Origin of the sequence: Microvirga tunisiensis (assembly GCF_009296175.1) — a bacterium.
GTDB lineage: Bacteria > Pseudomonadota > Alphaproteobacteria > Rhizobiales > Beijerinckiaceae > Microvirga > Microvirga tunisiensis.
This window is the reverse complement of sequence record NZ_VOSK01000217.1, coordinates 1-11015: the sequence shown is the minus strand read 5'-3', so window position 1 is coordinate 11015 and position 11015 is coordinate 1. Positions and strand designations below refer to the sequence as shown.

Below are 11015 nucleotides of genomic sequence, written 5' to 3'. Positions count from 1 at the left end.
CGAGACCAGCTCGCGCAGGGCTGTCGAGGACAGCGGCTTGTTGGAACGATCAGGCGAGGTCATGCCGGGATTGAATCATGAATGCCCGAAGGGAGGAATCCCTCGCCCCCTAAAATGCCCCAGTTACCCGCAGCTATCCGTCGCGTGGCAATACTAACCAACTGTTTTTACGCCAGTATCTACGACTTAGCATAGCTTTAACCGTCATATCTACGGTGATGTCGCATGGTGTCAAAAGCAGGTTCTCACACCCGATAACTACCTGTTATCAGGAGTGTTGCGCTTAGGCGAATTGCAGGCGACAAAATCAGCTTCGGCCGACCCGCTCTGAACGGCATCGTCACTTTAGTAATCGTGATCTTGGGTGCGGGTCTCCAACCGAACACCATTAGGGCAGACCACCCCTGCCCTATGTCTCGCACCGGAGCAAGATATGACTTCTGCCGGCCTAGAACATGCTGAGGATCAGCAACTTCGGCGCGAAAACGAACTTGACGCCCTCGCAGGCATCGTTCCGTCAAGCCAGCGAGAAGCCCTTGCTGCTCTTCTCACTGATGAGGACGTTGCCACTCTAAAACACTTGGCTGAAAAAGGTATGGGAGCAAACACCTTACGGGCTCTCGCCTCCGACCTCAGCTACCTTGAGGGATGGGCGCTGGCACCAACCGGACGAACTCTCCCATGGCCTGGACCGGAAGGACTCGTCCTCAAGTTCATCGCGCATCACCTCTGGGATCCCGCCAACCAGGCGCTCGCCGCCTGAGCGGCCGGAACCGATCCACTCAACCGATCCGCTCCTCGCGCGACCTCCTACGGGCCTTGCGGCTCAGGCTGCCTGCTGTCCGGTCGACCCGAGCGGAACCGCGATGGTGCAGCACACGCCCTCGCGCTCGAACCGGATGTCGAGCTGCCCGGCGAGTTCGCGGGTGATGGTCTGACGGAGCAGGCGCGAGCCGAAGCCCAGGCTTGGCTGCGCTGCGAGCGTAGGGCCGTCCAGCTCGCACCAATCGATGGCCAGGACGGCTTCGCCGCCGCGATTGTCAATCTTCCAGCCCACCTGCACCCGGCCCGATGCAACCGCCAGGGCGCCGTGCTTGACCGCGTTGGTGGTGAGTTCGTGGACGGCCATCCCCAGCACCACTGCCGGCCTGGCGTCCAGGTGCACCTCCGGCCCGTCGAGCCGGACACGCCCCGCCGCCGTCGCATAGGGTCCCAGCTCCGTTTCCAGGATGGTCTTGAGTGCGGCGCCCTCCCAGTGCGTCTCGTTGAGCAGGTTGTGCGTGCGCGACAGCGCCAGCAGCCGTTCCTGGAAGCGCTCCTGCGCCACCTGCGGCGGCACACCGGGACGGGCGGCCTGCCAGGCCAGCGACTGCACCGTGGCGAGCGTGTTCTTCACCCGATGATTGAGCTCATCAATCAGCAGCTTCTGGCGCTTGTCGGCCTGCCGGCGCTCGGTGATGTCCTCGATCACCCGCACGGCGTAGAGGAACGCTCCGGCAGCATCCCGCACCGCCGTGCTGGTCACGCGCGCCCAGCCGCGGCTGCCGTCCCTGCGCTGGAACTTGCTGTCGGTGGTGTAGGTGTCGAGCTCTCCGGCGACCTGCCGTCTGAACAGGTCGAGATCCTTCTCGAGGCTCTCGGAGTCAGTTGCGTGGCCAAAATGAAGCCCGATCAGCTCCTCACGGCTGTGGCCGGTGAGCTTGCAGCGGGCCTCGTTGACCGAGACGAAGCGCCCGTCGCGGTCGACCTCGGCGATGCCCACGGCGGCATTGTTCTGGGTCGCCCACAGGCGCGCCTCGCTCGCCCTCAAGGCGGCCTCCCGCTCGCGGAGGTCCTGCGAGGCGGAGGCCAGGGCGCCTCCGCCCCGGTCAATCTCCGCCAACCCGGTCGATGGCACCGCCACGGGCTCGCCCCGGGCGAGGTCATGGGCCAGGTTGACGAGGCCCTGCACCGGGGCAGCAATGCGCCGCGCGAAGGCCCGCGCCAGGAGCAGGGACAAAAGGATCAGGGCCGCGCCAAGCCCAAGCAGGGTCCAGAGGGAGCGGTGCAGCGGCGCCTGGACGATCTCGGCGGGCACGCCGACGAACGTCATCCAGCCTGAGACACCCGAGCGGGCAAAGGCGCCGAGCACCTCCGTCCCTTCGAGGTTATGCCCTTCCCAGATGCCGTCGGCCCCGCGGGCAGCTCTCAGGAACTCGTCCGGAGCGGGCTTGCTGACAAACGCCTCGTGCTGACGGGAACGGGCCACGACGCGGTCGGCCCGGTCGATCACGGTGGCAACCCATGACGCGGGCAGGTTCTGGGCCAGCAGGATCTCGGCAATGCGCCGGGGTTCGACGGCCATCGACAGCACGTGCGTGACGCTGCCGTCCTTGAGAACCGGGACCCGGATGCTGATGATCGGGCGTCCTGCGGTGGCCCCGGTGAAGAGATCCTGAATCACGGGTCGCTTGGTGGCGATTACCTGCTGGTCGATCGGCAGGTTGGCGCCCTTCGGCAACGGACTACCCCAGGGCAGACGGGTGTTCGCCACCTGCTGGCCCGTGATATCGCGAACGACGATGGCGTAGTCGTTAGGCTTGCGCTGCGCCCAGGACTGCAGGGTCATCTCGGCTTGGCGCTGAAAGGCCTCGAAGTTGCCCTCCAGCAGGGACGAGGAGGTGGCGAGCGCCTGCGCGACCGCCTGGATGCCGACGAGCTCGCGATCGGCTGCCGCCATGATGCGTTGGGCGGTGCCGAGCGCCTCCTCCTCGTACCGGCCGCGTTCCGCGCTCGCATAGCGCCACAGCAGGATGGCCGCGAAGACGAGGCCCGGCAGCACGAGGGCGGCGCCAAAGGCCATCAGGCACTGGCGGATCGTGTAACGTCGCAATGAGATCATGCGGCCAAAATACCGCTGGTCCCGTACAAGTCGAGAGATCACTTCGGGGATCTTGATGCCAAGGTGGCCTGGCGTCGACGGATGAAGCCGACCATTGACGGCATTGTCCCCAGGATCGGCCTCATCTCACGGCGCGGATCGTCCACCCTGGCCAGTGCCGGACCTTCCCACATCAAGAGCGATCATCACGCTGCCCGCTGCACCGGCGGCGGCGTCCATGATCCGTCGAGGATCGCGGCTTTCGGCCAATAGGCCCGCATGTACAGGGAGAAGTCGGCTCCCTTTGGCGCTGGCAGCCAGTTGCCGCGCCGGGCTTCCGGTGGCGGGTCGGCCTGCACGTAGATCGTCAGTGAACCGTCGGGATTGGATTGCAGCGACTTGTTCTTCGTGCCCAGCGAATAGCGTTTGATCTCGTTCGGCACGAAGAAGTGATGGTCGTCGTACAGGGTCAGCGACCAGAACCCATCCACCGGCGGCGTCTGGTCCCTGGCGAAGGTCACCGCGTAGCGGCGGGCGCCGTTGAGACGGGCGCCGGAGGCGTCGAGGTCCTGGTAGTAGTACTTCGTCTCGTTGGGCGCATTGACCAGGATGTTCGACTTCGCGACGGCTGTCCTTGTGAAGTAGTCGGTGCCGAACGCGGCGCTGTTCGAGATGGAGCTCCAATGGTGGGGCAGTTGCTGCCCCCAATTGCGGAACTGGAGCAGCGGGCCGATAAGATCCGTATCCGCCTTCTCCGCCTCGTCGCTCATGGCCTGCTTGAGGGTGGGATCCTTCTCGGCCGCGGCTATAGCGGCGAGAACCTGGGCGTAGCGTGCCTCCTCGCCCGGCAGCGGCGGTGTGTCCTTCAGGACCTGCGGCACCTGGTCGAAGAAGGTCTCGGGGAAGACCCAGCGTGTCTCGCCCTCTCCGCTGTCGCTCATGGGGGATCCGAGCCTGGGAAGTTGGCGCCAGTCGTGCCGCTTCATCGTCCCGTCGAACTCGGCCAGCGGGTAGACATCGATCCCGCCGATGAGGTCCTGCACCGCCTGACGGTCCTCTGCCGTGTCGTCCTGGAACACGCGCGGCACCACGAAGGCGGTTCCCGTCGGAGCCCGGAATACCTTGGTGATGCCTCGGGGCGTCTCGCCCTGCCAGTCCGCTCGCGCCAGCACGTAGAAGCCCGGCTGCGTGCCGTACATCGATCCGAGTTCCGCAAAGCCGTCCGTGCGCAGGTCCACCACCTGGTAGACCCAGAACCGCTCGCCGAAGTCCGGCACCTGCACCACCACCGGGGTCTCGTCGAGGGCCGCGATGGCGGCACCGTAGACCACGTCCTGGTTCGGGCACGCGACCCAGCGCTGCTTGGGCTCGATGTAGTCGTGCAGCATGGACAGTGCGTTGAGAGGCGCGAAGGGCAGCACGCCATTCATGAGGCCGACCCGTGGCGCCTGCCTGAAGGCGAGGCGGCGGTTATAGATGTTCACCAATGGCCAAGCCCAGAAATAGGCATCGCGGGCAACCATCCTGGCATAAGGCTCGGTGATCTTGACGCTGGTGTCGGGTCCGGCCGGCATGGCCTGCCAAGCTCGTTGGATCATCATGGCCCGACCCTCTTTTTGTGCCCTCGGCGTCATCGCCTACTCCCCGGTTGGGCTCAGTTCACGCGGCGCAGCGCCGGTGGCCAATAGGTGCCATTCGACACCCCGTCGATAGGGCCGTAGAAACGGAAGGTGAGACGATAGACCGAGCCTTTCGGCATCGGCAGCCAGTTGCCCTCCGGCACGTCCGCGGGCTTCTCGGCGGCGAAGTGGAAGGTCAACGAGCCATCCGGACCGTATTCGGGCTTCGACTGCTCGTTGATCAGGTACTTCTCCTTCGGATTGGGCAGGACGCGGAAGTGCCTGGTGTCCACCGCGATCACCGACCAGAAGTAGTTCGCGTAATGGGCCGGGAGCTGATCCTTGGAGAAGGTCATGGTGTAAGCATTGTCGCCGGACAGCGGAGCTCCGGTGCCGTCGGTGCTGGCGCGGTAGTACATGACCTCCGGGGCGATGTTGGCCCAGATGCCGCCGTAATTGATCAGGGTGCGGGCCAGGTAGTCGATGTTGTAGGCTCCGACCACCGCCGGGCGGGCCCAGCCGTTGCGGATCGTGCCATGACCGATGGGCGGTCCGGCCTTGGCGAAATCGGCAAACGCCACCGTGCGGATGGCCTTGTCGACCCGCGCCCGCTGCTCGGGATCCTTGACGGCCCTGGCGATGGCGCGAGCCTTCTCCTGCAACGGCTCCATGCCCGGGTTGAGGTCGCGCTCGCTGTCGAGGGCGATGTCCGCCGCATCGAAGGCCTCCACGCCGGGCAGGTTTTCCAGGTCGAAGATCGGCGTCGTTGGGATCTCCGGGAGTGTTGGGGTCCCAGTCGCTCTGACCGTGATCTGATGCTGCAACGCGACGGCTTGGTCCCAGTCGTCACCGAGGGCGACGCGGGCGAGGACGCGTGCAGACCTGACCGGCAGGTCGATGCGCTGGACATCGGCCGGCAGGGACACGGTCGCGCCCTGGAGGCAAACGGCGAAGTCCCCGTAAGGGCGTCTTGGGAAAACACGCTCGTTGATGTTGGCGAGCGTCTCACCCCAGCCGTTGAGGACCTGCACCGTGTAGTAGCGGCCCTCAATCTTGGGTACGGACACGATTGTGTAACTGTTCTCGTCCACGGCAACCCAGGCCTCGGAATACGCGACGTCGAGGTTGGGATTGGGCCAATCGACCGCGCCGGGCTTGCGGTGGAGGATCCCGTTCCACTTGAACCCGTCCTTGAAGTCGAGCTGCTGCTGGCGCGTCACCAGCAGGCGGCCGAGCAGGTAGTTGTAGGCGTCACTGATCTCCTGATCGGAGACGGAGGCCGGCTGAGGCTTCACAGGCATAGGAAGATCACCAGACACGCGCGTCATTCCGAACTTCCTTGCTTTGGGGGCTCAACGACAGGAAGCGTGGCAATGGCGCAAGTCGCTCCCGTGAGTGGACAACTCTCAGGATATCTAGCTGGCTCGCTTCACGATTGTATCGGGTGAACCCCTGAGATTTGGACAGGAAACCGCTGTACCCGGCACACCGTAAAGGGCAGCTATGGGTCAACCTGAGCCGTTGGGCGTGACCTTATAAAGGTCAGCTTACCCTATGACTACGGAAGTTCGGCCCTCGTCTGCCTCGTGCCGATTTCGTTGAAAAAGTCCTCGTGATGAGCGGCAGATCGTGATTCCCTGATGAGGCATTCTCAGCGGAGGATCGGGCCGTGATGGGCGAGCGTCTCGTGATGCAGGAGAGCCTGTTCTATGAGTTCCAGCTCGAGGATCACGTCCCCTCCGATCACCTGCTGAGGCGCATGGTGGACTTCAGCTATAACCCGGAGGCGGACACCTACACCTATACTGAGGGCAAGACCCTGACCACCAGCGGTACGGTTGTGAACGCGGGCACGACGCGCCTCTACCGAGGCAGCACGTTCGATTGCGGGCCCTGTCCGCTGAAGGAACAGTGCTGTCCTAACACGCCGGCCCGCAAGATCCCGCGCAGCATCTATGAGCATGCCCGGGAGGTCGTGCGCTCCTTGAGGGGCACGCCGGCCTTTGAGCGGTCACGTCAGGGTCGCAAGCGCATCGAGATGCTGTTTGCCCATCTCAAGCGGATCCTGAAGATGGGACGCCTGCGGCTGTGCGGCCCTTGCGGGGCTCAGGATGAGTTCCTGCTGGCAGCAACGGCTCAGAACCTGAGAAAGCTTGCCAAACTGGTCACTTCACCAGGGCCTCAGATGATCCAAGAAGCCTGAGAAGGCCCAAAGGATACACCTCACCACAGTCCTAACCTCAACAAGGCAAGCTGCATCGATGTCCCAGCCCGTCTGGATGCCGACTTTGTCAACGCAATCTGCCATTTCCAGACATTTGCCAAGGCGTGTGACGAACTCAGTGCAGCATCTCAGCCGAAAAGGACTTATGCGAGCTGGCACATGTCGATGGGCTTGTCGCAGTAGAGCACGTCGGCGCAGGCTTGGGGCAGACTCATGGCTCATAGGCGATCCAGGGCGGTAAGGCCTTAATATGTGGCAGATCAGCTTGAGAGTGGCTTGGCGAGCGTTGCCCGCACCAGCTTGTCCAACTCCTCAACTCGCTGCGTCTGATCCTGAAGCAAGCCTTCGAGATGCTCGACGCGAATGCGGTCAAGCTTGTCATGGAGGGCCATGATCTCAACCTCCGCCTTCAAGTTGACCTCGTAATCCAGGCTTGCCGCCAACCGATCCCTGGCGGCTTGTCGGTTCTGAGACATCAGGATCACAGGGGCTTGGAGCGCGGCAACCATCGACAGGATCAGGTTCAGGAAAATGTAGGGGTATGGATCAAAGCCTCCGCCGATGCGGACCAGGGCAACGCTGTTCAGGACGATCCAAGCCATGAGCATCCCCGTGAAGATCGTGATGAAGGTCCAGGAGCCGCCAAATTGAGCGACCCGATCCGCGAGGCGTTCGCCCAATGTCTGCTGTTCTTCCAGAACACTGTTCACATTTCGGGCGACATGCGAACGCTTGGCAATGTGGAGAATTACCCGCTGCTCGCGCTCAGACAGCCTTGTTACGCCGCTGTCCAGCAACTGCCGGGCGAGTTGAGCCACCTCGTCCATAAGCACCCTCCGCTGTCGCTCTGATCGGCGGTTGCAGTCTACTCTAGCCTTAGACGCCGGAGGAGGCTTGCCGTTCACGCTCACGGCGTGTCTCAGGGTGATCAAGACAACCTTCTCTGGACACCGAGGCCCGTGCCGCTCTTCAAATCCCGGGCGGCGGCTGCCTCATTGCCAAATGCATTAATCGGACTCTGCTGTACGCATGATCAAGACGAGATCCAGGAGGATCCGAGAAGCATAGTGATCGGATTTCCAAGTTTCTAAGCTCCTGGATTACGTCCATAGCTTGCCACTTCTCTCCGGCCCTATCGAATAGTTCATGCTTCAAGACGATCATATACTTAGGGTTAATAAGCGTGTATACTTCAATAAAGTTAGGAGGACATCATGGTTCAGAGAATCAGGTCCTACATATCTTACGAAAACGAAGCGCTCTTTGCTGCGGCTCTGGCCGTCCTGTTCTGCGGGGCCGTGATCTTGGGATTCATGTGATGCTGTCCCAAGCGTTGATTTCACTCCTCCTGATGGCTGGCATTCTCGCCGTTTGCACGCTCACGATCCGCTACCACTGGTGAGAGGACCCCGATCGGGAAGGCGGGTCCTTGCAATTTTGCCGGGGTCGCCTGCCTGTCAGGAGCGGGGCTCAGCACTGGTCGATTATCCTGTCGACTGAGAGGTTCGACTGATGCGACTTGGGCCTGGGCAGGCCCAGGAAGGGCGGTACCCGAGGATGAACAAGCGCGCCTCAGTCATACAACGCCGCCTCGCAGCGATCTTCTACGCTGACGTGGCAGGCTATGTGCGGCTGATGAATGCGGATGAGACCGGAACTCTGGCCCTGCTCGACTCCCGCCGCGAGATCATGGATCGGCACATCACCCAACACGGCGGTCGCACGGCCAACACCGCGGGCGACAGTATTCTCGCGGAGTTCCCAAGCGTCGTCGATGCGGTCCAATGTGCGGTCGGCATTCAGGAGAGGATTGCCGCGGCCAACGAGGAAACCCCCAAGGACCGTCGCCTCACCTTCCGGATCGGCGTCCATGTTGGAGAAGTCATGGTTCGGGACGGCGACATGTTTGGTGATGGGGTGAACATTGCCGCCCGCATGGAGAAGCTGGCACAGCCGGGATTGGTCTGCCTCTCAGGAACAGCCTATGACTACGTGTCCAGGGTGCTGCCACTGGCCTTTGACGACCTCGGGACGCAACTCGTCAAAAACCTGGATGCGCCCCTACGGGCTTATTTGGCCCGCCCGTCTGATCATCCGCTGTCTCGGGCGCTGCCCCCGGTTCACCGCCGCAGTGAGTTCAATCTGGGGCGACGCTTCCATACCATCCTGAACCGCGCGCTGGTGGATGTGACCAAGCCAGAGGGCCTGACACTGGTCGAACCTGCGGTTTTGGCCTCCCTCCACGATGCGCCGAACATCGACGAGCGGCGACTGGCCGAGCGGATCGGCATTGACCTCGCGAGTGCCCAGCGGATGGTCAGGCACCTTGAGCTTCTGGGGCTCGTCAGCCGGACACCGGGGAAACACGGACGCGACCTGCGCCTTCTCAGCCTCTCACCAGAAGGGCTCGAACTCTATGCACGATTATACCCGGCGATCGTTGCGGTGCGGGATCGGGTGATGGCTGCCCTGTCGGAACGGGAGCGGGAGACCCTGCAAGACCTCTTGGCGCGTGTGATCAACGCCAATGAAGTCACGAGCGATCGTCGCTCCGATTAATTTTGCCTAGACCACGCGGCTGAAGCCGGGGGCGCATCCTTCGGAGCGCTATGACGGATGGCTCCGGTGTGCTGTGATAGCGCAAGCCTTCAAGGAGGTATCCCATGGCCTATGTCATGTTTCAGTATGACCGCCCGACCGAGTCTCATCGCTGGAACAATTACAACCAGCATGTCCGGGATTGGATCGCACAGCTTCTGCAAATCCCAGGTGCAGTGTCCTTTATGGCCTATCGTACGACTGATGGAGCCAGCCCGGACACGATCACCATGCTGGAGTTCCGTACTGTTGAGGATGCCCGCAAGGCCCAGGAATCCGAGCAGATGCAGAGAATTCTCGATGGGCTCCGGTCAGTCGGCGTGGCCGCCAGGATCCTGCTGGTGGAGCGCTCGCCCTTCACGCCGGAGCCATTTCAAGCGTGAGATCAAACCGCGTTAGGAGGGCAAGCGCGCGCGAGCAATCAACCAACCTCGCGATCTAACCGATCGTATTCACCTGCGCTGGTTGCGATGACCTGACTTGCGGCTTGGGCGAGCCAATCTGTTGCGCCTTTTTCATCGCGGCGAGGTTTGGAACGTCGGAACGCGTTGGCGGAGAAGACATGGGGTGACCGGGGCGACAGCAGCCCCGTCGCTCAGGGTGAGGCCGCCCGGGGCTGGGGTGCAAGCGTCCCCGCAAGGCGGCGGAAGAGGTCGGCGTCCGGGCAACAGGAGGCAAAGGCCAGCCGGATGCGACTGGTGGTTTCCTGCACCCGCACGGCGATCTTGAGCAGGCGCAACCGCAGCGTTGCGAACTCCGCCCGGGCGAGATCGCGCACAGCCGGGATGGCCTCCCGCACCGCCAGCATCAGCCAATAGGCGGCCGTATGCAGCACCAGCCGAACCTGGTTGGCCACGGCGCGCCGGCACGAGGTCCGGTCGGAGGCGAGTTGCGCCTTGTGGAACTTGATCCAGTTCTCTGCCTGGCCGCGGGCACAATACAGGTTCTCGTAGATGACGCGCGGGCTGGTCCCGGTCAGGTTGGTGACGACAAAGCGGATGTCGAGCCCCAAACGGGTCGCCTCGATCCGAGCCACCACCCGGCGCTCGCACGACCAGCTCTTGGCCCGGTGCGTCGTCTCGGCAAAGCCGCGTACCACCTTACTGTCTTCCACCGCCCGCTGGGTGCGCACCGCATCCGCCTCATTCTGGACTTTGGCGGTGAGTGGCCGGGTGCCGGCCAGTCCGAAGATGTAGCTGAGGCCGTTCTGCTCGCAGAACTCCATGGCCTCGGGACGGGCATAATGACTGTCGCCCCGGATCGTGATGCGCGTGAGAGGCCAGCGCCTGCGGATGCGCCGCACCAGCCGACGCAGATGCGCCCGCACTTCGACGCCCGAGGGTGTTTTGCCCGGCCGCAGCACGATGGCGACGGGGCGGCCGGTGGCGCTGTCGTAGACATGGATCGGCAGAAAGCAGCGCTCGTCATAGTGGGCGTTGAACAGCGACAGCTGCTGATGCCCATGCACCACGTCGCAGGTGTCATCGACGTCCAGCACGACCCCATCCGGCGCGGTAGCGTAGCTGGCCATCCACTGATCCACCAGAGCATAGGTCAGGCGGATCGCATCACGGATTGTCGGAGTGTTCTCCAGGCGCGAGAGGGTCGGCTGCGAGGCGAGGTCAGCCCCGCTCTCCGGCCAGTGTCCGCAGGCGAGCTTGAACGCCGGGTCAGCGCGCAGCGGGCCGAAGTCGTTGCAGTCCTCATAGCCGCA

7 protein-coding genes and 2 pseudogenes are annotated in these 11015 nt (G+C 63.2%); 4 read left to right on the top strand and 5 right to left on the bottom strand.

Annotated features, from left to right (window positions below):
* Positions 1-433 precede the first annotated feature (433 nt).
* Positions 434-751, top strand: a pseudogene (locus tag FS320_RS30485) (integrase); the annotation flags it as partial.
* A gap of 75 nt (positions 752-826) precedes the next feature.
* Here FS320_RS30485 and FS320_RS45370 read toward each other — a convergent pair.
* The 3 genes from FS320_RS45370 to FS320_RS30470 form a co-directional block, all read right to left on the bottom strand.
* Entirely contained in the window at positions 827-2923 is a 2097-nt protein-coding gene (locus tag FS320_RS45370; protein ID WP_153885347.1) for a PAS domain S-box protein, read from the bottom strand.
* 143 nt (positions 2924-3066) lie between these two features.
* Positions 3067-4461: a DUF1254 domain-containing protein gene (locus tag FS320_RS30475; protein ID WP_244627493.1), complete on the bottom strand. Its 1395-nt coding sequence runs from the start codon at positions 4459-4461 to the stop codon at positions 3067-3069.
* A 53-nt stretch (positions 4462-4514) separates the two neighbouring features.
* Positions 4515-5807 (bottom strand): DUF1214 domain-containing protein, encoded by a 1293-nt coding sequence (locus FS320_RS30470; RefSeq protein WP_152716054.1) that lies wholly within the window; start codon positions 5805-5807, stop codon positions 4515-4517.
* A gap of 437 nt (positions 5808-6244) precedes the next feature.
* Between FS320_RS30470 and FS320_RS48490 the strand changes: the two are divergent.
* Positions 6245-6682 (top strand): annotated as a pseudogene (locus tag FS320_RS48490) (transposase); the annotation flags it as partial.
* Positions 6683-6963: 281 nt separating this feature from the next.
* Here FS320_RS48490 and FS320_RS30460 read toward each other — a convergent pair.
* The gene (locus FS320_RS30460) at positions 6964-7530 is read right to left on the bottom strand and encodes a DUF1003 domain-containing protein (RefSeq protein ID WP_152716050.1); all 567 of its coding nucleotides are present in this window, start codon (positions 7528-7530) and stop codon (positions 6964-6966) included.
* Positions 7531-8260: 730 nt separating this feature from the next.
* Between FS320_RS30460 and FS320_RS30455 the strand changes: the two genes are divergently transcribed.
* On the top strand, positions 8261-9262 hold the full coding sequence (locus tag FS320_RS30455; protein ID WP_152716048.1) for an adenylate/guanylate cyclase domain-containing protein: 1002 nt from the start codon (positions 8261-8263) through the stop codon (positions 9260-9262).
* A gap of 104 nt (positions 9263-9366) precedes the next feature.
* Positions 9367-9684 (top strand): DUF1330 domain-containing protein, encoded by a 318-nt coding sequence (locus tag FS320_RS30450; RefSeq protein WP_152716047.1) that lies wholly within the window; start codon positions 9367-9369, stop codon positions 9682-9684.
* Positions 9685-9896: 212 nt separating this feature from the next.
* Here FS320_RS30450 and FS320_RS30445 read toward each other — a convergent pair.
* Positions 9897-11015, bottom strand: a 1119-nt coding sequence (locus tag FS320_RS30445; protein WP_152716045.1) for an IS1380 family transposase, incomplete at its 5' end; no start/stop codon positions are given.